This is a genomic window from Methanothermobacter sp. K4 (assembly GCF_022014235.1).
Lineage (GTDB): Archaea > Methanobacteriota > Methanobacteria > Methanobacteriales > Methanothermobacteraceae > Methanothermobacter.
Genome location: NZ_JAKLTD010000002.1, coordinates 233,830 through 258,301 on the forward strand (window position 1 = coordinate 233,830; position 24,472 = coordinate 258,301).

24 protein-coding genes are annotated in these 24,472 nt (G+C 50.0%); 13 read left to right on the top strand and 11 right to left on the bottom strand.

The window, feature by feature from the left end; genetic code table 11:
* A partial coding sequence (locus tag L5462_RS04865; RefSeq protein WP_237779689.1) for an MFS transporter occupies nt 1-1,531 on the bottom strand: 1,531 nt, incomplete at its 3' end.
* Nucleotides 1,532-1,710: 179 nt separating this feature from the next.
* The gene (locus L5462_RS04870) at nt 1,711-2,664 is read right to left on the bottom strand and encodes a zinc metalloprotease HtpX (RefSeq protein ID WP_237779690.1); all 954 of its coding nucleotides are present in this window, start codon (nt 2,662-2,664) and stop codon (nt 1,711-1,713) included.
* Nucleotides 2,665-2,895: 231 nt separating this feature from the next.
* Between L5462_RS04870 and L5462_RS04875 the strand changes: the two genes are divergently transcribed.
* Together L5462_RS04875 and L5462_RS04880 are read left to right on the top strand one after the other, a co-directional pair.
* The gene (locus L5462_RS04875) at nt 2,896-3,489 is read left to right on the top strand and encodes a hypothetical protein (protein WP_237779691.1); all 594 of its coding nucleotides are present in this window, start codon (nt 2,896-2,898) and stop codon (nt 3,487-3,489) included.
* A 136-nt stretch (nt 3,490-3,625) separates the two neighbouring features.
* A complete protein-coding gene (locus L5462_RS04880; RefSeq protein WP_237779692.1) occupies nt 3,626-4,549 on the top strand; it encodes an Ig-like domain-containing protein in 924 nt (307 codons plus the stop codon).
* 154 nt (nt 4,550-4,703) lie between these two features.
* Here L5462_RS04880 and L5462_RS04885 read toward each other — a convergent pair whose 3' ends face one another.
* A complete protein-coding gene (locus L5462_RS04885) occupies nt 4,704-5,369 on the bottom strand; it encodes a histidinol phosphate phosphatase domain-containing protein (RefSeq protein ID WP_237780021.1) in 666 nt (221 codons plus the stop codon).
* Between the two features lie 81 nt (nt 5,370-5,450).
* On the opposite strand from L5462_RS04885, the gene L5462_RS04890 reads away from it, so the two are divergent.
* From L5462_RS04890 to cca, 7 genes are all read left to right on the top strand, one after another.
* Entirely contained in the window at nt 5,451-6,305 is an 855-nt protein-coding gene (locus L5462_RS04890; protein WP_237779693.1) for a pantoate kinase, read from the top strand.
* 174 nt (nt 6,306-6,479) lie between these two features.
* On the top strand, nt 6,480-7,040 hold the full coding sequence (locus L5462_RS04895; RefSeq protein ID WP_237779694.1) for a class I SAM-dependent methyltransferase: 561 nt from the start codon (nt 6,480-6,482) through the stop codon (nt 7,038-7,040).
* On the top strand, nt 7,021-7,821 hold the full coding sequence (locus L5462_RS04900; RefSeq protein ID WP_237779695.1) for a 2-amino-3,7-dideoxy-D-threo-hept-6-ulosonate synthase: 801 nt from the start codon (nt 7,021-7,023) through the stop codon (nt 7,819-7,821). Before L5462_RS04895 ends, L5462_RS04900 begins: the two co-directional genes overlap by 20 nt.
* A gap of 1 nt (nt 7,822) precedes the next feature.
* The gene (locus L5462_RS04905; RefSeq protein WP_237779696.1) at nt 7,823-8,947 is read left to right on the top strand and encodes a 3-dehydroquinate synthase II; all 1,125 of its coding nucleotides are present in this window, start codon (nt 7,823-7,825) and stop codon (nt 8,945-8,947) included.
* Nucleotides 8,948-9,007: 60 nt separating this feature from the next.
* Complete coding sequence (locus L5462_RS04910; RefSeq protein WP_237779697.1) at nt 9,008-9,940, top strand: HPr kinase/phosphorylase; 933 nt, start codon at nt 9,008-9,010, stop codon at nt 9,938-9,940.
* 18 nt (nt 9,941-9,958) lie between these two features.
* Nucleotides 9,959-10,513: an RNA 2',3'-cyclic phosphodiesterase gene (thpR, locus tag L5462_RS04915; protein WP_237779698.1), complete on the top strand. Its 555-nt coding sequence runs from the start codon at nt 9,959-9,961 to the stop codon at nt 10,511-10,513.
* Nucleotides 10,514-10,653: 140 nt separating this feature from the next.
* On the top strand, nt 10,654-12,012 hold the full coding sequence (gene cca / locus L5462_RS04920) for a CCA tRNA nucleotidyltransferase (protein ID WP_237779699.1): 1,359 nt from the start codon (nt 10,654-10,656) through the stop codon (nt 12,010-12,012).
* 3 nt (nt 12,013-12,015) lie between these two features.
* Here the strand turns inward: cca and priS are convergent, their stop codons facing one another.
* Nucleotides 12,016-12,978: a DNA primase catalytic subunit PriS gene (gene priS / locus L5462_RS04925; RefSeq protein ID WP_237780022.1), complete on the bottom strand. Its 963-nt coding sequence runs from the start codon at nt 12,976-12,978 to the stop codon at nt 12,016-12,018.
* 4 nt (nt 12,979-12,982) lie between these two features.
* Nucleotides 12,983-14,296 carry a DNA primase gene (locus L5462_RS04930; RefSeq protein ID WP_237779700.1) on the bottom strand — a complete coding sequence of 438 codons (1,314 nt, stop codon included), beginning with the start codon at nt 14,294-14,296 and terminating at the stop codon, nt 12,983-12,985.
* A gap of 278 nt (nt 14,297-14,574) precedes the next feature.
* On the opposite strand from L5462_RS04930, the gene metG reads away from it, so the two are divergent.
* From metG to L5462_RS04950, 4 genes are all read left to right on the top strand, one after another.
* Nucleotides 14,575-16,533: a methionine--tRNA ligase gene (gene metG, locus L5462_RS04935; RefSeq protein ID WP_237779701.1), complete on the top strand. Its 1,959-nt coding sequence runs from the start codon at nt 14,575-14,577 to the stop codon at nt 16,531-16,533.
* A 53-nt stretch (nt 16,534-16,586) separates the two neighbouring features.
* Nucleotides 16,587-18,164 carry a DUF530 domain-containing protein gene (locus L5462_RS04940; protein WP_237779702.1) on the top strand — a complete coding sequence of 526 codons (1,578 nt, stop codon included), beginning with the start codon at nt 16,587-16,589 and terminating at the stop codon, nt 18,162-18,164.
* A gap of 8 nt (nt 18,165-18,172) precedes the next feature.
* On the top strand, nt 18,173-18,637 hold the full coding sequence (locus L5462_RS04945; protein WP_237779703.1) for a DUF1699 family protein: 465 nt from the start codon (nt 18,173-18,175) through the stop codon (nt 18,635-18,637).
* Between the two features lie 61 nt (nt 18,638-18,698).
* Nucleotides 18,699-19,670 (top strand): glycosyltransferase 4 family protein, encoded by a 972-nt coding sequence (locus tag L5462_RS04950; RefSeq protein WP_237779704.1) that lies wholly within the window; start codon nt 18,699-18,701, stop codon nt 19,668-19,670.
* A 150-nt stretch (nt 19,671-19,820) separates the two neighbouring features.
* Here the strand turns inward: L5462_RS04950 and L5462_RS04955 are convergent, their stop codons facing one another.
* The 6 genes from L5462_RS04955 to L5462_RS04980 all read right to left on the bottom strand — a co-directional run bounded on the left by L5462_RS04955 (nt 19,821) and on the right by L5462_RS04980 (nt 24,430).
* Entirely contained in the window at nt 19,821-20,702 is an 882-nt protein-coding gene (locus L5462_RS04955; protein WP_237779705.1) for a tetratricopeptide repeat protein, read from the bottom strand.
* Between the two features lie 147 nt (nt 20,703-20,849).
* Nucleotides 20,850-21,524, bottom strand: coding sequence for an RAD55 family ATPase (locus L5462_RS04960; RefSeq protein WP_237779706.1), 675 nt, complete (start codon nt 21,522-21,524; stop codon nt 20,850-20,852).
* An 8-nt stretch (nt 21,525-21,532) separates the two neighbouring features.
* Entirely contained in the window at nt 21,533-22,228 is a 696-nt protein-coding gene (locus L5462_RS04965; protein WP_237779707.1) for an RAD55 family ATPase, read from the bottom strand.
* Nucleotides 22,229-23,404, bottom strand: a complete 1,176-nt coding sequence (locus L5462_RS04970; protein WP_237779708.1) for an ATPase domain-containing protein — start codon at nt 23,402-23,404, stop codon at nt 22,229-22,231.
* A 2-nt stretch (nt 23,405-23,406) separates the two neighbouring features.
* Entirely contained in the window at nt 23,407-23,784 is a 378-nt protein-coding gene (locus L5462_RS04975) for a roadblock/LC7 domain-containing protein (protein WP_237779709.1), read from the bottom strand.
* 115 nt (nt 23,785-23,899) lie between these two features.
* Nucleotides 23,900-24,430, bottom strand: a complete 531-nt coding sequence (locus L5462_RS04980) for a hypothetical protein (protein ID WP_237779710.1) — start codon at nt 24,428-24,430, stop codon at nt 23,900-23,902.
* Nucleotides 24,431-24,472: the final 42 nt, after the last annotated feature.

Genomic DNA, 24,472 nt, shown 5'->3' on the forward strand with positions numbered 1-24,472 from the left:
CACTTCTACGTTTTCTATTAGCTGGAACCATGGTGCTGATGAAGAAACCTGCCATGAGTATCAGTGAAAGTGTTCTGAATGTCTGCCTCATCGCTGAACTCACAGATGCATTCACGATTTCCCTGTAATCCCCGGTTCCTTTAAGTCTTATTTCCGGTCTTTCGGTTTGCATCTTATCCACATAACTGATTATCGATGCCTCTATCTCCCTTTCCGTTGCACCTGGAGCTAAACCTGAATCCTTCACCGCATCAACAGCACCATAGAATATTCCGGTGATGAGCAGAACCCCTATGAGGGCCGTTCCAATTGAATACCCCAGGTTCTTACAGCAATTCAGTAATCCTGAGGCATCGTTCTCCATATCAGATGGCGCGGCTGACATGGTGAGGTTTGTGGTCTGTGAAAGGAGAAGCCCTATACCTGATCCAAAGAGGACCGCCCCCGGCTGGATAGCTGATACTGTGGTACCAACATGAACCATATTTCCCAGAATGAACGCCCCAAGTGCGGATATAAGGAAACCCGCCATTAAAACACCCTTTGCACCTATTTTAACTGAAATCCTGGATCCCTCAATCGAGAGAATGAAAACAGCCATCGCCGCTGGAAGAAGCGTGACACCGGTCATGAATGGGTTCAGACCCAGGACCAGCTGGAGGAAAACAGGCATTATAAACAGGAAGCCTGCCAGGGGTATCTGCTGTACAACTGTAATAAGGTTCCCCAGTGCAAATTTGTGGTTTCCAAGAAGTGTGACATCTGATAGTGGCATCTTCCCCCTTCCAATCCTTCTAACTTCCCATAAAAGGAATACTGAAAAGAGGATGATTCCAACTGCAAGAATTGCGGATGCATAAACCCATTGCCTGGGCCTATTCATGAGGAGGATACCCATGACGATCATGGAAAGTGATATAACTGATAGGACAGCCCCTATAATATCAAAGTCTTTCCATGAGAGCTCTGGTTTTGAATAGGTGATGTAATGCCTTAAAATCAGTATAATAGCTATGAATATGAGTTCAGAACCGAATACAGCCCTCCATGAAAGGTATGTTGTGAAAACGCCCCCGACTATTGGCCCCAGCGCTGCGCCCATTGCAGCTATACCTCCCCATATGCCGAAGGCGATCACACGGTCTCTTCCCTCGTAGCTGCTGCTGACCATGGTGGTTGTGGCTGGCAGGATAAGAGCGGCGCCCAGACCCTCCAGGATGGACCAGCCCAGGAGTAGCATGGCTGCATTGACGCTGAGGGCTGCGATTATGGTACCCGATGCATAGATCATGAGACCAGTGAAAAATGACCTTCTTCTTCCAATTATGTCCTGTAATTTGCTTCCTGTCAGAAGAAATGATGCTATTACAAGTGCATAAATTGCTATGATGGCCTGCAGGGTTGAAAGGGTCGTATCAAGGTCAACCACAAGTGTCCTGATGGCCACGTTCATGGCTGAAGAATCCAGGACTATTATGAATACCGCTATGCAGGCTACTGATACTACCCCCCATTTACTGTTTCCATCCATATTTACCCCCCTCAATCCCTAAACTCTAAATCATATAACTAAATTTAATTAATCTACCATTTATTTAAAATTAGTGTGTTAATAATCATTTTTCAGAAAGATGTTGAACTCCTGAGATAAAGAATTAATTAGGTGAACTCAGAGAGCCTCTCAATCCTCCGATAAAAAATTAATTAGGATTAGGTGAACTCAGAGAGCCTCTCAATCCTCCTGAGCATGTTTGGGTGTGTTGAGAGAAGTTCAAGTACCCTTGCACCCACACCAACCTTTACTCCACTGTACTTCACTCTCTGAAGCTCAGCCATGCTTATGGTACCGTCCATGTCAATGTCAAGCTGCCTGAGATCATTTATCTCATTTCTGGCATCGGATACATCGTTGAGGAAGAACGCCTTAACACCTTCAACCTGCTTCAGGTCATCCCTGTCAAATGCAGCGGAGCCATAAACCAGTTTGTAGAGTGCACTTGCAAGTTTGTGTGGCTGGCCACCGATCTCAACGCTGCCCTGGTCTGCATAGTACTCCCTTGTCCTTGATATGAAGAGGACTATCAGCTGGCCAAGGAAGTATGCTATGAGCGCTGCGATTCCAACCAGGGTTGCATCGTCGTCCCTGCTGTAGACGGTGCTCCAGAATATGTAGTAGCAGATGAGTGGAACCGCACTCACAAGGGTCATGACTATCATGTCACTGTGCCTTATGTGGGATATCTCGTGTCCCAGGACAGCCCGGAGTTCCTCCTCATCAAGGAGGTTCAGTATGCCCCTTGTTACACATACCCTGCCGTCTGATTTTGTTCTACCAAATGCAAAGGCGTTGGGCACTGCAATCTCTGCAATTCCAACCCTGGGTTTGGGTATTCCAGCATTCCTTGCAAGTTCATCCACCATGGCGTGTAGCCTGGGGGCCTCGGCCTCGCTGACATAGTGGACGTTCATTGTGAGTTCCACTATCTTGGGGGAGAGGAGGTACTGAAGGAACACTATGCCAAAACCAAGCAGGGCATAGAACAGTGGACCGCCGAATCCCATGATGGCCCCTATTGCTATGAGTATGGCGTAGATTATACCAAATAAAAGTGCTGTTGCCAGGAACATCCTTAGCTTCAGTTTCCATGTGCTGAGTTTTCTCATTTTGGCTTTATCCTCCATCAAGGCATTAGTTACAAGAGGTTATTTTATTCTGAAGGGATATAAACTTTTTGTTATTTATTGGCATCAAATTATTAAGACTGAACCACAGATTAAGACTGAACCACAGCGTTTATGTGGATGAACAGATATATATTATTTTAGGGGGTGCGGTTAATTAAGAAGGTCCTCATATTTGCCATGCTTCTTTTTATCGCATTTACTTTTATTTCAATGGCCCATGCTGTGATACTGGGTAACAGAAGTTACGGTTACGTGGAGAAGACATTTTACGGTAACAGTAGCTCCAGTGATACCATAACAGTTATTATTGGGGTTCATCCCCGCGAATCTGGAGTTCATGAGGCTGTAAAATACCATATTAGAAGAAAAAATTTCAGAAAGAGATTCGTCCTTTACCATGTCCATGTAACCCGAAATGCAATGAGTTTTTCAAGGGGCCGTATGAACGGCCAGCTCCTTGCAAGGGACTTCATAGTACCTGATATAAAGAACGAGAAACCCATGCTCGTCATAGACTGCCACCAGAACGCTTACAGGATGGTGGGTTACAGGTACTCAAGGTTCCTGGATCCCATATCAAAGAAGAATTCAACACGGCGTTATGTGAATCAGATCCGTAGAAGGATGCCCTTCCTGAAGATATACCATCCGCCCGTATCCAGCAGCCCACGCTACCTGACAGTTCCAGTTGCGTCGCAGGGTTACAGTACTGTAATCTATGAGACAAACGGATTCGACAGTGCCAAAAGGAAGCTTATTGATGCAGAAAAGTTACTCGTGGCTCTTGACCGCCTTGAAAGATAAAAAGGTCCACATCCCATGAATCGACCCCTAATTAACAACCTACACTCCACTTTATATACTCCTTTCTCCATACTTCCTATCAAGGAATTAACGGCTGATTAATATGAAGCATCTATGGAAACTTTTAATTATTGTAATGATCTTCACCCTCATGGGATCCTCACAGGCCGTGCAGCTTGGAAACAGGACCTACGGGTATGTTGAAAAGGATTACTACGGGGACCTCAACTCAACCGACACCATTGCAGTCATCATAGGCGTCCACCCCCAGGAGTCAGGTATACACAGTGCAGTGAGAGAGAAGATTCAGACATCTAACCTCACAAAGAGGTATGTCCTCTACAGTGTCCATGTAACCCGAGACGTGAATGATTATTCAAGGGGCCGTATGAACGGCCAGCTCCTTGCAAGGGACTTCATAGTACCTGATATAAAGAACGAGAAACCCATGCTCGTCATAGACTGCCATGAGAACCACTACCATGACAGTGGATACGCCTACCCAAGATTCCTGGACATAATATCAGAGAACACCGCAACCATCAACTACACTGACCAGATAATAGCCCGCATGAATTTCCTGAGGATCTACAGGCCCCCGAAACCAACAAGCCCCCAGTATGTCACGATACCCATAGCGTCACAGGGTTACAATACTGTGATCTATGAGACATACTTCCATGACACCTACCCACGGAAACTCAACGACGCCGATCTTCTGGTAAAAGCGCTTGAGAGCCTCCAGAGATACACAGCAACCGGCCCCAGTGTAACCTCAAGTACCCCCTCATGGGGGGCTATGACCACAAGAAGGCCCATCATCAGGGTCACATTCTCTGGTCGCATAACACAGGGTAGATACTGGAACAGTATAACACTCAGGAACCAGTTCGGAAAAACCGTGAGGATTAAAAAGTGGGTGAGCGGCAACACCCTCAATGTGAAACCCCTATCAAGGCTCTCAGGAAACAGGTGGTACAACCTCGTGGTACCCGCTGCAGCTCTGGTGGATGCCCCGCAGAAGAGGTGGACCCTGAAGTTCAGGACAGGGCGAAGGTGAAGCGATTTAAATCCCCAGTTTACTTATTTTAAAATTCTTTTTTCTGGCCCCTCTTAATCCACTTATCGCTTTACCCATCATTCACGCATTTTCTAAATCCCTGAAAAACTAAATGAAAAGCTCAGAAAAAATTAATTCATTAACAGATAACAGCTCATATAATCCCATTACCCTTAAGAAGTTTTCTGGGGTTCTTAACAAGGGCATCCTCAACCTCTGATTCATCAAGTCCCGCTCCAAGCCCCACACGGCGTGCCATGTCATAATCAAGGAGGTCACCGGGTGCATGGGTGTCGGTGTCAATGACAACAGGAACCCCCACCTCACGGGCAACATCAGCAACATGCCCATTACCCAGACAGTGCCCCTTCCTTGCGCTTATCTCAAGTGTAACACCATTCTCACGGGCAAGTTCAGCATCATCCACAGTTATGAGGCCAGGGTGCGCCAGTATATCAACCTCCGGGCAGCTCACAGCCGCATGATTTGTGCCTGGAATCACAGGTTCAACGATTGTTTCTCCGTGAACAACAATAATCTCAGCCCCCAGACCCCTTGCCCTCACTGCAAGTTTTTCAATTATCTCAACAGGCGCATGTGTTATCTCAGCCCCCGGTATGACCCTGATGTCCCAGTTATCACCGATATCCTCAACCGCGTCTATGAGGGATGTTATGGTGTTTATATTCGAGGCGTCAATGTGATCCGTGATGGCTATGGCCTCATGTCCCAGGACACATGCCCTCCTTGCAAGTTCCGATGGCAGGAGCTCACCGTCACTCAGGAGGCTGTGGGTGTGAAGATCAATCCTCTTTCTGATGGCAGGTCCTCCTTAAAAATCATTATATTTATGTTACAATATACCAGTGAACAGTTAAAGTATGTCCAGGGAAGTATTTAAATGAAGCCCACCGTCTTTGTCCCAGCACATATAACCGGATTCTTTGAGGTTGTAAGGGCCGATGATCCCCTGAGAACAGGTTCCAGGGGTGCAGGGGTCGTCCTTGATCGGGGAGTTGAAACCTCCATAAAGGTCATGAGGTCCGAAGATAGAACAGTCGTGAGGGTCAACGGGGAGAGAGAACATGGGGAATCAGTTAGCCTGCGTTCCCTTGAAATACTCAGGGAAATCACAGGGTTCATGGATGGTGTGAGCATACACCACAGGGTTGATGTCCCCATAGGGTGTGGTTTCGGGGCATCCGCGGCCTGCGCCCTGGGGAGCGTCCTTGCAGTTGTAAGGGAACTTGAACTCCCCGTCACAGTCAACAGTGCAGGGTCAGTGGCCCACAGGGCCGAGGTGGAACTTGGAACGGGACTGGGCGACCTGATAGCCGAGATGACAGGTGGGATTGTCATAAGAACAAGGGAGGGCCCGCCTGGATACGGCAGGACAGACCGGATCATTGACAGGGACCTATATGTTTTAACCGAGACCCTGGGAGAGCTTGACACGGCATCGGTCATCGGTGACGAAGCAAAGGTTGGGGCGATAAACCGGATGGGCGCAGGGATGATCAGGAGACTCCTCCGGGAGCCGACACCCGGGATGTTCATGAAACTCTCCCGTGAGTTTGCCACAGGAACCTCACTCATAACCCCAGAACTCAGAGAACCCATGGAGGCCCTATCTGAGGGGACACTGGGGGCATCCATGGCAATGCTCGGTAACACGGTATTTGCCCTGTCAGCAGACCCCGATGCCGGAGGCGATGAGGTTTACGGGATTGACTTTTCAGGTGCAAGGTTTCTGTGATGCTGGAGTTAAAGGGTAGAAGACCATCTGGGGGGTTCTATGGGTGATAATGAACATATCTGTGGATTTAGGGGGAAAATACTTTAAATTAAAAGATTATATTAATCACTGTTCCCCTCTCCACGTCAGGGGATCCCCGGATGAATGGTGTTAAGGGGAGAGTCAGGTGAGGCCATGATAAGACTGGTATATGATATAAACATCTACCGGGACGTCCTCAGGGAGATCCTGAGGCCCGGGGATACCGTTGTTGAGCTGGGGTGCCACATAGGGAACTCAACACGCATAATATCCGACCTTGTGCCCGATGGCAGGGTGGTGGCGGTTGATAACAGCCCCGAGGCGGTTGATGTTATGGAGGCCCTGAGCAGGGAGAGGGATAATGTTGAATTCATATCAGGGGATGTTCGCCTCCATGAAACCCTTGAAGAAGTCTGCAGTAGGATTGAATCCTGCGATGTGCTCAGCGTTGACCTTGGAGGGGGATACCACCCGGATACAACCTTCAAGGTGTACTTCATATGGTCATCCACACTCAAACCAGGGGCCTCAATCATAAGAAACAGGGGCCTCCTGGACTTTGTATGCTCATCCATCACCGAAGAGTCATTCACCTCAGGGTATGGATGGCTTGAGTCAAGTGGGGACGCTGGAATCCCACCAAGGCTCAGGGAATTTAAACTCTGGTCCAGTAAAATCTACAAGGAGGGTGCCCATGATAGGCAAAAAGATTAGAATTGAGAGGATAATCAACAGAAAGACAGACAGGACTGTCATAGTACCCCTTGACCATGGGGTCTCAATCGGACCCGTTAAGGGGATAATAGACATGGCAGGGACCATTGATGAGGTGGCAAGCGGCGGAGCCAACGCCGTCCTCATGCACAAGGGGATGGTGAGGAGCGGACACAGGGGGTACGGGAGGGATATCGGCCTCATAATACACCTCTCCGCAAGTACGGGCCTAGGCCCTGACCCCAACCACAAGGTACTTGTCACCTCGGTTGAGAAGGCCCTCAAGCTGGGGGCTGATGCAGTATCCGTCCACGTAAACGTGGGATCCGAGCGGGAGCCTGAGATGCTCATAAAGCTCGGTACCGTGGCTGAGATCTGTGACGACTGGGGTATGCCACTCATAGCCATGATGTACCCCAGAGGTGACAGGATAAAGGATGAACACGACCCTGAGGTTGTTAAACTTGCAGCACGTGCAGGTGCAGAGCTGGGTGCAGACATAATAAAGACCAACTACACCGGTGACCCTGACACCTTCAGGGAGGTTGTGAAGGGCTGCCCTGTCCCTGTGGTGATAGCGGGGGGTCCAAAGATTGAAACAGAGGAGGAGCTCCTCCAGATGGTCAGGGACTCAGTTGATGCAGGCGGTGCCGGTGTTGCCATTGGAAGAAACATCTTCCAGGCAGATTCACCGGCAGATATGACCAGGGCCATTGCAGGTATCGTCCATGATGGCCTTGAAGTTGATGACGCCGTCAGGATACTCAGGGGTGGCGACTGAGATGAAATTCGCATGGCTGATGGCCCCTGATACCTACTGGGATGAGAAGAAGGCCTTCATAACAGCAGCCCTTGAATCGGGGATAGACCACATAGTGGACACCTCCGATGCCGAGAGAATAAAGAAGCTCGGAAACCTGACCCTCATATCCCCTGAGGAAGAGGCGGACATAGTACTCATCGGAAGGGATGGGGAGGGCGACGGGACCCTGGAACTCCCCGAGACCCTGGATTACTCGAGGGACCTTGAAATGGCAGCTGAGCTTAAATCCGGGGGTAAGGAGGTTGCAGCCTACGTTGAGATAAGGAGCAAGGGCCACGAGGAACTCGCAAGGAAACTGGGCCGCATCGTGGATTACCTCATACTTGTGGGTGAGGACTGGAAGATCATCCCACTTGAGAACATAATAGCGGACCTCCAGAACGAGGATGTTAAACTGGTCGCGGCGGTGGCAGATGCCGATGAGGCGAGGGTTGCCCTTGAGACCCTTGAACATGGAACCGACGGTGTACTCATAGAACCCGTGGAGATCTCACAGATAAAGGCAATAGCAGAGCTCCTCGAGGAGATTGAGAGTGAAACCTATGAACTCAAGCCCGCCACGGTCACCAGGGTTGAGCCCCTGGGCTCCGGTGACAGGGTCTGCGTGGACACCTGCTCAATGATGGACGTGGGTGAGGGTATGCTGGTGGGCAGCTACTCACAGGGTCTCTTCCTGGTGCACAGCGAGTCCCTTGAAAGTGAATACGTGGCTTCAAGGCCCTTCCGCGTGAACGCCGGGCCTGTCCAGGCCTACGTCATGATACCCGGTGGCAGGACAAAGTACCTCTCTGAACTTGAAACCGGTGATGAGGTCCTCATCGTTGACCGGAGCGGAAGGTCAAGGACCGCGGTTGTCGGCAGGGTTAAGATCGAGAAGAGGCCCCTGATGCTTGTTGAGGCAGAGTACGAGGGCGTGAAGGTGAGGACACTCCTGCAGAACGCCGAGACAATAAGGCTGGTGAATGATAGTGGTGAACCTGTATCTGTAAGTGAGCTCAGTGAGGGTGATAAGGTCCTTGTCTACTTTGAGGACTCTGCAAGGCACTTCGGTATGGCCATAACAGAGACCATAATCGAGAAATAAGCCGGCAGATGGGCGGGTTGAATCACCATCATCAACTCATACCCTTGAAGATGGGATAGTATGTACAGCGTGAGGCTCATAACGCCCGGGGAAAAGGATGAACTCCTGGCTGAACTCTCCAGACTCAGACTCTTTGAGAGGAAGGCCAACCTCCATGGAGCCTGCGTCAAGCTCCTCACAGATGACGCTTCATTCAAGGAGGAGTGGGAGGATAACTTCAGATTCATGAGTGAAGATGTGAGGCCCCATGCAAAGGTATTCGCGGTTTCAGATGGTGGGGACCTGGAGGTTCTCTACGAAGCAAATTCAAAGACGGTCATAATCAAAAACTGTGACTATTATGGCTGGGTTAAGAGTATAGCCCTTGCAGCGGTTGCCGACTTCTTTGAGGAGTACCATTCAGAGCACCGGCGCTACTCGGTCCATGGATCAGCCCTTGACCGTGAAGGGGAGGGAGTTGCCATCATAGGGCCTCCGGGTACAGGTAAGACAACCCTCACCTACGGGCTCCTCCTTGATGGGGCCTACAGTTATGTCTCAGATGACTGGTTCTTCACCCGCCTCCTGGAGAACGGGGTCCTCGTGTATGCATCCGAGAAGAACTCCTATATCCGGGACGATATAGGGATGGTTTGGAAGGAGTACTCCTCCCTCCTGGACTCTGTGAAACTGGATGCCAGATCCAGGGGGGTTGCAGATGTTGGGATGCTCTTCGGGGGGCGGATAAGGGAGTCCACCACACTCAAAAGGGTTGTTCTCCTTGAGAGAAACCCTGATAACCCCCCAATGAGGAGGCTTGACCCAGAGGAAGGCCTGAAGTATCTGCTTGAAAATGACTTCTGCAACCCCCACCAGCTTGTAAGGGATGAGAGAAAGATGGGGCTCCGGAGGAGGTTCTTCAGTGAACTCCTGGGCAGGGTGGACCTCCACATACTCAACACCATTGAAACACCGGCCAGGAGCCTTGAAAGGCTGAAAAAACTTGACAGGTAATTCATGGAGGATCATGAAATGAAGGTCAGAGCCTTCCTTGCAGTTGATGTTGACGATGAACTGAGGGAAAGGGTATGCGAGATACAGGATATCCTGAGGGGCGCCGATGCCCAGATAAAATTCGTTGAACCTGAGAACCTCCACTTCACCCTGAAATTCTTCGGTGATGTTGGTGAGGGTAAACTGAGGAGGATAAGGGGGATAGTTGAGGAAACCCTGAAGGGCTATGAACCATTCGACCTTCACCTGATGGGTGCAGGTGTCTTCCCCAGCCCACGGTACATCCGGGTGGTGTGGCTTGGTGTTGAAAACCCCGAGGTATTCTCAGAGCTGCAGAGAAATCTGGACATGGAATTTGCCAGGATAGGATTCCGGAAGGAAAGGGAGTATGTACCCCACCTGACCATTGGGCGGGTAAAGGGTCCAAGGAACCGTGAGAAACTTGCAGCACTTATAGGGGAGCTGGAGAATGTGGATGCCGGAACCCTGAGAGTTGAAAGGGTCTCACTTAAAAGGAGTGAACTCAAACCAGAGGGACCCGTCTACAGTGACCTCGAGGTCTTCAGAATCTAATTAATTTTAATTATGTGGTGGACAATCATGAAGCAGAGTATGCACTGAGATTATAGACCCATGGACAACGTGGTGAACAAACATGGACTACAGTGGAACACCTGAAAGTATAAAACCCATGGACAACGTGGTGAACAAACATGGACTACAGTGGGATACTTGAAAGTATAAAACCCAGAAGAGAAGAATACCAGCGGGTCATGGAATTATCAGGGAGGCTTGTTGAATGTATAAATGAACTTGCAGCGAGCAGGGGGATCGACGCTGAGGCCTTCCTTGTGGGTTCAGTTGCCAAGGGGACCTGGCTCTCAGGCGGCGCCGACATCGATATATTCATACACTTCCCCCTGGACACCCCTGAGGATGAACTGAAGGATAAGGGCCTGAAACTCGGGTACCTGTGCATAGAGAGGTTCCAGGGCAGGGCCGAGGAGAGGTATGCGTCACACCCCTACGTTACAGGACACATAGATGGTTACGAGGTGGACTTCGTCCCCTGCTACAGGATATCAAATGCCTCAGAACTCAGATCCGCAGTTGACAGAACCATACTCCACACAGAGTATATCCAGAGGAACCTGAAGGAGAAACAGATGGACGAGGTTCTTCTCCTCAAACAGTTCATGAAGTCAACAGGGACCTACGGATCCGAGTTCAGGGTTGGAGGCTTTGCAGGTTACCTTGCAGAGCTCCTTGTTCTCCACTACGGGGACTTTGAGGGAGTGCTTAAAGGCGCCCTCACGTGGAGGCCAGGGTACATCATAGACCTCGAGGGCCATGGGACCGGTGGGGGCTTCCAGGAGCCCCTTGTGGTGGTTGACCCTGTCGACAGCAAGAGAAACGTTGCGGCGGCACTCACACTGCAGAGGATGGCTGAATTTGTAACTGCAGCCAGGAATTTCCTGAGGGACCCGAAACCAGAATACTTCAGAAAACCACAGTATACCTCAGATTCCAATGAGATACTTGAAATCATTGAAAAAAGGGGCTCAAAGGTCATCCTGGTATCCACAGGGGTGCCTGATGTCCCGGCGGATGCCCTCTACCCCCAGCTCAGGAAGACCCTTGATTCCATAGTTAGGAACCTGGAGAATGAGGGATTCTCGGTTCTCGGGGCCGACTACTGGAGCGACGAATCAAGCACTGCTGTCATGCTCATTGAAATGGAGGTCTGGACACTTCCATCCTACAGAAAGAGATACGGACCCCCTGTCTGGTCCAGGCGGCACAGTGAGAGGTTCACAGAAAGGCATGAGAGGGTATGGGTTGAGGGCTCAAGGCTTGTGGTGGAATCCCCCAGGAGAGATAGTAATGCGGTTGATTACATTAAAAGGCTCCTATCAAAACCTGAAAGGCTCAAAATGGGAAAACACATACGCAAAGAGCTAATAGATGGCTTCAGTGTTGATTTCCTCGAGAATACCATTGAATCGCTGGACCCCGAATTTTTGATGTTCCTTGACGCCTTCCTGAATCCATGGAAGGCCATTAGAAGGTAGCTGTTATTCTCTTTCATGAACAAACTTTGGGACGGCACTCTTAAGGGGATCAAATGTCTCAGGGTTCTTAACCTCCATGCATATCATGCTGACCTTCGAGTGGAGTGATGTTGGGAGTCTCAGTATCCTCTTGAGGTCAATTGTGACCTTGGCGTCCACCATCTTCATGTTTATCCCTGCAACCCCTGCAACCAGCCTCTGGTAGACCCTTGGGCCTATCCTCCTCTTGAACTCCCCCCACCTGTCCTCAAGGAGGAGCTCCCTGTTCCTCACCACATCACGGACCGTCCTTGCTGTGACATTCTCTATCCTCTCATCACCCCTCATGTGGAGGAAGACGTGCCTTGCCCTCTCTATGAAGACCCGGTGGTATCCAAGGGGAATTGAGAAGTGTTCCATCTCATAGGATTCACCACTGTGTGTGAATTTCCTCCTGGGCTGGCGTGCACCTGCGGTGTACCTCAAAATCTCAGCCCTCACCTCTGATCCAAGTTCCATGACCCCCGGGTCAAGGACCCTTATATGGTAGCCCCTCCCCGAGTATACCACGTGCACATCCCCCAGTCCCAGGTCTCCCCTGAGGGTGTCAACCATCATGAGGACCAGTTCCCTTGCCTCATCAAGGCACCTCTCACAGACCCCCTCACAGTCACATGACCTCACAGGAAGATCCTTGGCGTCCACGTCAAAGATGAGTTCAGATCGCTGCCAGCCCCTCCTCTTACCCGGCTCCCTGTAGAATGCAACGGAAGAGTAGGCTGCAAATGGGAACCTTGCCCTCATGAACCTTGAAAGACGTTTCTCATCATCGAATACCCTGTACCTGTCGCTGGGGCCCCTGCCTGTATGGTCAAATCCGAACTCCCTCATATGGATGTTCCTGGCTATGAAGTCAGGAAGTTTCCTCACATCCCACTCTTCACGGTAGTATCTCTTCCTCTCAAGGGGTGTTGCGGCCTCAAAGATCCTATCAGTCCTCCCCTTCCTGTTCCGATTTTCCCTTGTGGAGCTCCCACCTCTTCCTGTTGTAGTAGGTGAGGGGGTTGGTGATTCTCCTGCAGAGCTCATCGGGTCTGCAGAGGTCGGGTAGGTGTATTTTGATCTTCTCGCAGCTCATGGGGGTGTACCATTTACTCTCACCCTCATGCTCAGGTTCAGGTTCATCATGGACACCGAAACCAAGCTTCGCGGTTATGTTCAGCTTCTCCTGGGGGTCGTCCTCAAAGAGGGGTGGTTCGCACCTCTCTGCTGCCTCATATATTATGGGGAGTATCTCCTCCCTGATCACCCTGAGGTCAGGATCAAGGTCTGAAACCTTAAGGGGTGTCCTGTCCCTGAAGACCGATGGGTATAGCCTTGCATAGGATATGAATGATGTGAGCAGCAGCACTATTGCATCGTTTCTGTTACCTGACTTCACACCATCCAGGGTTCCCCTTATGCATGGGGGGAATGCGTCCGGGACGAGTTTACCTGGACCTGCAGTTTTAACCTGTCCACCCCTGAATGGTGTGACCTCATTAACAGTCTCCCCTATCCTTTCTGCTGTTTCAAGGATGAGTGGGTGGGGTTCCACCGTGGAGCTCATCTCAGCGACCCTCGCGATGTAGTCCTCTGTCCTCTGCATTATTATACGGGATATCATTGTCTCCTTGAGTTCCAGACCCACAAGTGCCTCGTAGAGGCTCCTGGGGTCCCTGTCGGTTATCCGATCCTGGAATGTCACGAGGAATTCGTCCTCATCAATCACCACCCTCCCCCTGTGGAGTATGAGGTCTGTGAGCCTCAGCTTACCTGATCCGATGAGTTCTGAGAGTTCCATCCACCTGGTCCCCTCTGATCCAAGTTCAATGAGGACTTCCTCGATTATCTCATCCCTTTCGCTTCCAAGGACCCTGAAGCGGTCCTCCACAAGGGCCCCTGTAGATTCCACGACCAGTCTCACCTCCCGTGAACCCCCTCTGAAGCCTGCCCCCGCCGCCTGTGCAAGGACATAGAATGCAATTACATCGTACTCCTCTATATCGGGATTCATGAGGTATGCGTAGTCCCCATGGTCGAAACCCCTCCTCTGCCTCCTGAGGTACCATTCCAGTCTCTTGATGGCAAGTTCACCTATGCTCCCCGGGAGGAGCGAATTGTCATCAAGGTTCTGGCCCCTTGTACGTTTAACAGTTTCAAGGAGCGCACTGCTGGCCTCAAATATCGTGTCAGGGGATCCATAGTTTCTTACAATCTCCCTGGCATCCTCTGAGAAGGGGTTTATGAAAAGTGAAGACACCATATTTAAACTGTTTACTGAGGTGACCCATAAAGATATGGGTCCATGCTTCACAGTTACCATGATATAGCAGGTCAGCAAGGATTCTGCCCAGAAACCATGAAAGGGTACATATAAACCTTAATGTTCTGAAGGGCCCCTGAACTGGTTCCATGAAAATGGAAATGGTTTTAAATTCCCTCACATAAATTTATATAGAGGTAAACCGTAAATCTAAACTGCATCTTAATGATATTACCCATCTCATTCTAATCCATTTCATGATTCAAGGAGGAGTTGAGTTGAGCAAAGTATTTATCACCTGCGCACTTCCCTATGCCAATGGGCCCACGCATCTCGGTCATCTGAGGTCAACCTACATACCTGCAGATATATATGCAAGGTACAGGAGGCTGCGGGGTGACGATGTCCTGTTTGTGTGCGCCACAGATGAACACGGGACACCCATAGCCGTCAAGGCAGAGAGTGAGGGCCTGGAACCCATTGAAGTTGCAACACGGTACCATGAGATGATAAAACGTGACCTTGAGGAATGCGACATATCCTTTGACAGTTTCACAAGGACCACCGATGATCTGCACTACGAGATAGCCCAGAACTTCTTCCTGAAACTCTATGAGAAAGGCTACATATACGCGAAGGACATAAAACAGCTCTACTGCAGCAGCTGCCAGCGCTTCCTCCCGGATAGATACGTTGAGGGGACCTGTCCCCACTGCGGAGGTGAGGGTGCCCGTGGAGACCACTGTGAGGTCTGTGGAAGGCACCTTGAACCCCTCCAGCTTGAGGATCCCCTGTGCATGGTGTGCGGGTCAGAGCCCGTGGTGAGGGATTCAAGGCACTACTTCTTCCGCCTCAGCCAGTTCCAGGATGAGATCAGGGACTGGATTGAGGAATCAGATATGCCCTCAAATGTTAAGAACTACGCCCTTCAGTGGCTCAGGGAGGGCCTCAGGGACTGGATACTCACAAGGGACATGGACTGGGGGGTCCCTGTACCCCTTGAGGGAAATGATGGTAAGATAATCTATGTCTGGGGTGAGGCCTTCCTTGGATACATATCATCTGCTGCAGCCTGGAGCAGGAGAACCGGGAAGCCATGGAGGGAATACTGGGATGCAGGCGCGGTTCACTTCATAGGAAAGGACATAATATACCACCACTCCATATTCTGGCCAGCCCTACTCATGGCCTACGGGTGCAGAACCCCTGAGAATATAATAGCAGGGGAGTACCTCTCACTTGAAGGGAAGAAGATGTCCACGAGTAAGAACTGGGTTGTCTGGACATCAGATTTCCTTGAAAGATTCCCCAGGGACCTTCTGAGGTACTACCTCACAGTCAACGCCCCGCTGACCAGGGACACCGATTTCTCATGGGACGACTTCCAGAGGAGGGTAAACGATGAACTGGCAGATGTCCTTGGAAACTTCCTCCACCGGACCTTCTCCTTCACAGGGAGGTTCTTTGATGGCAGGGTGCCTGAACCATCAGAACTCACAGCAGAGGATGAGGAGTTCCTCAACTCCATAAGAAGCTCCCCTGATGTGGTGAGTGAGCTCCTGGAGAATTTCCAGTTCAGGGACGCCCTGATGTCAGTAATTAAACTTGCAAAGAAGGGTAACAAGTACTTCAACGATCAGGAACCATGGAGGACAGTTAAGGAGTCACCTGAGAGGGCCTCAACATGCCTATACCTCTGCAACCTCCTTGCGGCCAACCTCGGGAAACTCTTAATGCCATTCATGCCGTCCTCAGCAGAGAGGGTGCTCTCCATCATGAACATGGAGGATGAACCGTGGGGCTTCCATGAACTTGAACCGGGGAGGGTCATAGAGAAGGCCAGGCCCCTCTTCTCAAAGATACCTGATGAAACAGTTGAGGAGGAGAAATCGAAACTCATCAAGGAGGAGGATAGTGTGTCTGAAACCGTGACAATCAATGACTTCGCAGCCCTGGACATCAGGGTCGGTATAGTGAGGTCAGCTGAGAGAATAGAGGGGTCAGATAAGCTCCTCAAACTCATGATAGACGTTGGTGAAAGGGAGATGCAGGTGGTTGCTGGCCTCGCAGAGAGGTACAGCCCCGAGGATCTCCTTGAGAGAAAGGTTACCGTCCTTGCCAACCTTAAACCCGCCAAGCTCTTCGGTGTTAAATCAGAGGGTATGGTCCTTGCCACCGGTGAATCACTGAACATACTGGACCCCGGTGATGCGGGTATCGGTGAACGGATAATGTAGATGTGATATAAACCCCTGATAATTCGGTATGCTGTGCCTGGCTGGAGAATAATATGAACGAATCAGGTCTAATTGCAAGGTCAGAAAGGTTTCTGGAGAGTATAAGGGATAGAAGGATCTCTGACGATGATCTTAAGTCGCCGGATGCGCTCCTTAACCTTTACATATACCTCCGGGGAAACCTTGAGGAGCTTCAGGATCTGAAGGAGGCCATGGAGCTGAGGGGCTTCAAGTACCCCTTCAGGTCAATATCCGGGTACAGCACCCACCAGTCCCCTGAAATCGCTGAGGACATCCATGACATAAAGAGGCATGCCCAGTACTTCCGTATGAAGGCATCTGTAAAGAAGAACCTCCTTGACAGGGTTAACTCTGCAATCTCATCTCACCGGATAGCCCTCGGAAACATTGAGGAGTATGCCGTCCTCAAATGCCATGAATGTTCAAGGACCCTGCGCCTGGGTGAGGTGGAGCTCCATGACCCCTCAGGGGGTGTTGAATGCCCCTGTGGATCAGATAACCTTAAGGTCAGGTTCAATGACCGGGCGATCTGCAGGCCGGAGATAATACCACACCTCCCCCTCTCAGGGGATTACATGGTGAAGATGTCCGAGCTGAGCCTCTGGGCCAGGAAGGCCCTCAAGAAGATAATGAGGCTCCTTAAAAATGAAAAGAAGGGGGCCGTAAGATCAGCCACCCTTGTTATAAGGGTACTTGAGGATGGTAGGTGGATCAGAAGGCGCATAACCCTTGACAGTGAGGACGATGACTACGAGAGGATGCTGAGGCAGAAGTATGGCCCAAATGTGAGGGTGGAACTGATACAGTTCCACAGGAAAAAATCCAGCATAGTGAATGACAGGTACACGAGGACCGCCCTTGCACTTGCATATGCAGGTCTATCCCAGAAGATAATAGATGAGATAAGGGATGCTGTCTACAGGGAGAACCTCAGGGATTACGATGCCGTGGGGAGGTACCGGGAGATAGTCTTTGATGCCAGAACATATTCGCCTGATCTCAGGATTTCCGAGGATGAACTCATGGAGGTCCGATTGCAGAGGATGCACAGGCTAATCCATGAAGCTGGTCTTGGCGATGAGAACGGTAACCTCAACCCGGAGCTGAGGGAGGACCTGAAGAAAATGGAGGAACTCAAGAGGGAGATCTTCAGGGACGTTCCCGTGAATCTCATTCTCTGGGACGTTGCCTTCTACTACCTCGGAACATCCCTGGACCGCCGCTCCAAGTACTCGGGTCCCTTCCCCAACCTTAGACCCGTACTTGACAGGACACAGGTGAGGACCTTTGATGAGTTCAGTGAGGAGGCTCTTGAACTCCTCAGAGGGTACTGGAACTGTGGAATGGTCTACATTGAAAATCTGGGGGATGTTCTCCTGAGGAAATTTGAGATTGAGGAGAAAATGAAGGGCCTACACATGAAACCTGACCCCCTTGCATTCGGTGCCGCTGTGCTGCACATGGAGGCTGGTATTGATGCCGAAACATGCGCTGAACTCTTCCATGTGAGGGTGGAGGATGTGGCCGAGGAGGAGAGGAGCATTGAAAACCTTGGCAAGCCATCTACCGACAGGGCCAAAATGTTTCTTAACCTTATAAAAGGTGATTGAGTGGTTTTATGGCAGAAAAGATCCATTTAAATCAGCCTCTTACTTCAAGGCGGATAATTGAGATCCTTGAGAAGAACCCTGACCTCAAGAAGATCACATGTCCCATAAGCCTCTATCACCGTACATCAAAGAGGTACCTTGAGGCCCTTGAGGAACTTGGAGTGGAGGTTGAACCCGTTAAGAGAATCGGGAGACCCAGGAAGTACACGGAAAAGGACGTTAGAATGGTGCAGAACCTTCTAAGGGAGGGTAAAACCCCCAAGCAGATTTCAGGTATCACAGATATACCCCTCAAGACCGTTTACTACCTCAAGGGCGATATGAAACTGAAGAGGGGTAAGAAGAGGAAGTATGATAAGAATACACGCCTCAGGGTTCGTGAAATGGCAAGGAATGGTGTTCCAGCCAGAAAGATTTCTGAGGAGCTCGGGATACCCCTCAGAACAGTATACTATATAGTTAAGAATGGCTGATTATCTGAAAATTTATAAATGAATGTGTGCAGTTAATACTATAGGTAAATCCGGTGATTCTATGGTTCTGAACTTTACACCTGAATGTTCATCTGTACTTATCGTATCAATAATCTGCTGTATCATCTCATTTACATCCACATATACCGTTATGCCAAGGCTCATAAGTAAGCTCAAGGATGCCAACGTCGTTGGAAACGACATACATAAAGTCTCGAAGCCCATCGTCGCAGAGATGGGGGGTATCGGGATACTCTTTGGCTTCACGATAGGCATGTTCCTGGGGATGTACTTCTTCCCGCGCCTCCACTATGAGCTCATGGTGACCCTCCTTGTGATACTCCTTGTGGGTATAGTGGGGATGGTTGATGACCTTGTGAGGCTCTCCTCACGTGAAAAGCTTTTCCTTCTATTTCTTGCAGGTCTACCCATAATATGGGTGGCCCCCCCCAATGTTGGAATACTCTACATGATCATGATGCCAATTGCAGTCTCAATAGCATCAAACCTCACAAACATGCTGGCGGGCCTGAATGGCATCGAATCCGGTCTGGGTTCAATCGCGATGACGGCCCTCACAGCCTCCTGTATCATAATGGGCAAATACAATGTCTCCATAATAACCATGGCAATGCTGGGGGCCCTCCTTGCATTCCTCATCTACAACAGGTACCCGTCAAGGGTATTCCCCGGGGATGTGGGAACCCTAATAATAGGGGCCTGTATAGCCTCTGTTGCATTCATAGGTAGAATCAAGATAATAGCACTCATCGTCCTCCTCCCCAACATCATAGATGGCCTCCTGAAGTTCTACAGTGCAGGTGTAGTTGAGAGGCACAGGCACAGGCCCACAGAAATCTCAGAGGACGGCAAACTCATAGCCCCCCCTGAGGGATTCAACTCACTCATAAGGTGGATACTTAGAAGACCCATGACCGAGAAGAGGGTTGTGATGATAGTGTGGTCAATTGGGGTATTCTTCGGGGCCCTTGGGGTTCTGCTTGCATTCATACTCCCTCTGGACCCATTCTAAGAACTTATAATCAGAAACTTTAGAACCCTGAGTGGTCAAGGTTATCTCAGTATCAGAGCCTTAAAAGTTCAAGAGATTGAAGACCCCAGACTGCAGGGTTTTTGAGAGCACTTTATTCCATGATCCTGCAGATTATCTGATGGTTTGACCTCAGAAATTGTAGAGTCTGTTGAGGAGCTCAAGGGTCACGGACTCCATCTCCCTTTCATCCAGTTTCTGGAAGATTTCAACAGCCCCCCTGAAAGCTGATGCGACACCCTCAGGGTTGTTCTCTATGAAGTCGAGGACACCCATTAGGACCATTGCGACGGCAAGTCCCATATCATTGCTTGTCCTTTTGAAAAGATCCTCGGCCTTTTTAAGGTACTTCCTTGACTCACTGAAATCCTCATTTTTAAGTGAATAGGCCCCAAGGAGCAGGAGCAATGATGCCTCTGTGGCTGTATCACCAATATCCCTTGCAATATGGTAGGCTTCCCTTATCTGGGATATGGAGTCCTCATAGGACTGTGACTGGTACATGGTGAGTGATTCAATCCTTTCCACAAGCCTGTCCAGGAATTGCTCAATGGCACCAAGGTCCACCTCGGCCATTTCAGGTTCAGCCTCCTCCTGTAGGCGGTTGAGGCTTGCTATATCTATGGCCTCCCTGATCTTTTCGACTTCCTTGATTTTCTCCCTTAGATCCTTTCTGAGTGGTGAGTTAACAGAGTTATAAATCCGGAGCGCCTCTTTAAAGTACTCCATTGCAGTTTTGATTTTTCTATTACTGAGGTAGACGTCCCCCATGGAGTCGAGGGCAAATGCCATGAGTTCCTCGTCATTCATGTCAGAGGCCACCTTGTAGGCCCTTTCAAGGTAATCCAGTGCCTCCCGGCTATCTCCTTCATCAGCATAAAAGCTGGCTATTCTTATGAGGGTGTCGAATTCCTCCTCAAGGAGTTCCTCAAGCTTACGCAGGTACTTCTCCAGTGATTCGCCACCCTCATCCCCCTTGAGAAAATCAAATATGCTCAGAATGGTTAAGATCATCGTCACAGCCCCGGATATTATAATAGTAATATATGGAAATCGTAATTTAAATATCTATCCAGTAAATGGACCTGATGACCCCCATCAGCCGTTTAATGGACCCACATGCGATAGCTTCAGCCCAGTAAATGGGGCCTCAGGTCCGGATCAGCCCACCAGAAGACCCTGTTCACCTATCCTGTAGGGTGCCTCCCTGGTCCCTGTGGGGGTACTGGCAGATATCATGGAGCCATCCATGCGGATATGCACATCAAAGAGTTCAGAAATCCCCTCCTCTATTTCTGGATCCGCAACCCCCTCTGTATATGCCACCAGTGCTATTCCATTGGCCTCCCTTACACGGTTATTGTAGGCCTTGAGCACCCTAAGCACAAGCCGTGGGGGGTTAAATGCCAGAAGAATTGATGCAGAGTCAAAAGCCGAAAGGAATATACCTGACTCCTGGTAGAGGCTCCTTGTGGCTATACCAACCTTTACCATGAGGTCTGTGGTATTCTGAAGGGCCGAGTACCTTATGTTCCCTGAATCCTGGGGTTTACTGCCTCCAAGTACGGTTGGGAGATCAATCACATGAAGCTTATCACTGAAGGTTTGAATGAACCAGTTAAAGGCCATCGTGTTCCTCTGCAGGTCCCTGAAACCATACTCCGCTGCTATGAAAAGGCATGGAGTTCCAGCCTGGAGTCCCCTGTAGATGAACTCTGTTGCAAGTACAGATTTGCCTGCCTTGGGGGGACCTGTGACCAGCATGACTGAACCCGGCTCCAGTTCACCCAGGATATCATCAAGTCCAGCTATACCAGTGGTGTAGTTCTCACTCATGATATCCCTCATGGGTTGACCTTAATGCCCCCATCGTCTATGGTGTAGGGGGCGCTGACCCTCCCTGTCCCTATCATGGCCTCAACTGTAAGTTCAGATCCATCAAGGTGTATTATGTTATCCACAACTGCCTTGAGCATGGTTTCAACCTTGGGGTCTGCTGATCCCTCGGTGTATGTGACAATGGCAGTTCCGCCGGCGTCCTTGATCCTCATTATGTATGCTGTGAGGACACGGACTATCAGCATCTCATCATTGAATGCCATGAGTGTTGTGAGGGAATCCAGGACAGACCTGAACATGCTGTAGCCTGCAGTTATGTTCCTTATGGCAACCCCCAGTTTCACCATTATATCGGTGGGGTTATGCACAGATGATGAGAGGTAGGTGTTGCCAGCATCAGATGCCGGTCCTGAGATGCTTGATATTGCGTCTATCACATATAGGAGTTCATTCTCCATGTAACTCTCAGCATCCATACCAAGAACCTGCATGTTCCTCTTGAGGTCCGCCAGCCCGTAATCCGTGGATATGTAGAGGCAGGGTTCACCCCTCTCAGCACCCCCCGCCGTGAAGCCATAACTGAATATTGATTTACCAACCTTCGGAGGGCCATAGACAAGTGTAACAGTATTTTCAGGGATCGCTCCCCCACCGATGAGTTCATCAAGGCCCCGTATTCCTGAGGGAATTTTAACAATCATTTAACCACCATAGAGAAGTCCAAGGAGTGTGTCAAGCGCTTCCTTCACTCCCCATCCCTCTTTGAGTGAAACAGGTATTATGGGGACATCACCTCCAAGCTTCATCCTTGTTCTTATCTCATCAGGTGAGAGTGCGCCTGGAAGGTCCTGTTTATTGGCAACCACAACCTTAGGTATCGCCTCTGCCCTTGTCTTTCTTATCATCTCCTTGGCCCTGGCGAAGGTTTCAGGTGCGGTTGAGTCCACCAGTATGAATGCCCCCACAGCCTCCCTTGAGAGCACATCCAGTATGAGGTCGAATCTCTCCTGTCCTGGTGTCCCGAAGATATCAGCCATGAAACCCTTGTACTCTAGGTGACCTATGTCCATTGCAATGGTTGTCGGGAATGCCGAGAGGGCCTTTCTATCAACAGAAACAGACTTTGTGGATATGGACTTCACGAATGTGGATTTCCCTGAATTGTAGGGGCCTGTAACCAGTATCTTGGGCACATAGACCTTAACGCCACCGGGCTGTACAACAAAGAAGAGTACCATTGTTTCAGGTGGTCTGGACCAGTCAGAATGGGCAACCATAAAGCCCTGACCTATTATGACCCTCTCCTCAATCGTCCGCAGGTCAATGACACAGTCTATGAGTGATCTGAGTTTATCCATGAGCTCCCTTTCATAGTCCCATTCAGTGAATAGGTAAACAAGGTTAACATCCAGTTCAGAGGCCCTCCTGTTCCATGCCTCGACGATTTCAAGGGTGTCACCGTTCCCCAGGTAATCTATTATTACAGAGAGACAGTTTATTACTCCCACACCACCAGGAATATCCTCTATTGCATTCAGGACTGTTTCCCTTATCTCCGAGTAATCACTGACAGTGTAACGCTCCTCTGATGGCATTCCAAGGAAGGGTGAACTTCCATCAACAAAGAACATGTCCCCCTTCTCAATGTGGGGCTCTATGTCCCAGCCATATGATCTGAATTCATATATTATACTCTCTGGTTCCTCGACGTTGGTGAATATGAACCCCTTCTCGCCCTCATCAAGGCGCCCGTTGAGCATCTGGTAACCGAATGCCTCATAGTCCACTCCAGGGGATGCCGAGAACATCACAGAAGCCCCCTCCCTCACTCCACCGCCCAGGAGGTCGTCGAGTTTCGGGATGTAAGTCCTCTTCATGTTCACATCTCCCTTAGAATTTCATCAACCTGCGCTGCCCTTGAATCCATCTCAAAGAGCAGCAGACCAAGCTGTGCCTCCGGTTCTGCCAGTGCCGTGAATATGGCCTTCTCACCTGCAGGTTTGAGAATGATTATACCCTTCTCGGTTCTCACGGTTATCTCAGAAACGCCGCCTGTGTTCATCTGCCCTGATGCCGCCTCTGCAGCACCCATTATGGTTGAACAGAGGGCTGAGAATATCCTGGCATCGACATCTGGAGGTGTCCGTGCGTTTATAAGCAGCCCTTCCTTTGAAACAATACCCGCAGCCCTTATCTGACCCACCTGCATAAAAGCAGAGAGCACATCATCCAGTTTTTCCATCTTTGTTTTGGCCATCAATACACCCCAGTGACTCGGGAACCGGTATCAGGAAGCGTCCCGGTGAATGAGTATTACAGTTTAATTATGTTGTTAACCCTTTATATCACTTTACATCTGGTGGTGGAGTAATCTAATGAGGAACCCATACCGCCTCAGATGTTGTGAAGACGTAGTGGTCTGAAAGGGCAGGGTTGTGGTAGGTGCCAGTCAGGTTCTCTGTCCTGAAGGTCCTTGAGATGGATCTTCTCATGCAGAAGTTCACCCTGTCAGATAGGGACTCCCTCAGGGAAGGCTCCATTGGTGGGCCAGAGAGCCATGCCCTCAGCCGGAACTTCCTCCTCCCGTATGTGCTGCTGTAGCCCTCGTCAATCATCTCAACCCTCAGAACCCTGACATCTGATGGCTGGAGTAGGGACGGTTTCTGGTTCTGGTACTCCTCAAAGGTAACACCAGGGTAGACTGCAAGGGTGTCGGTCGTAACCCCCTCCAGGGCCCCTGTTTTTGCAGCAGAATGGGCCGCCAGGAGTTCAAGCTGCATTCCAGCCTGACCCGAGATGAGGATGGCAATGAGGAGCCCTGCACCTGTAAGTAGAAGGTACTCAAGGGGTACCTGCCCTCCCGTGCAGCCGTGGATATGACCACCTCCCCTCAAACTTGTCACATATGAACCCCCAAGGACTCCTCATAGATACGAGCATCTACC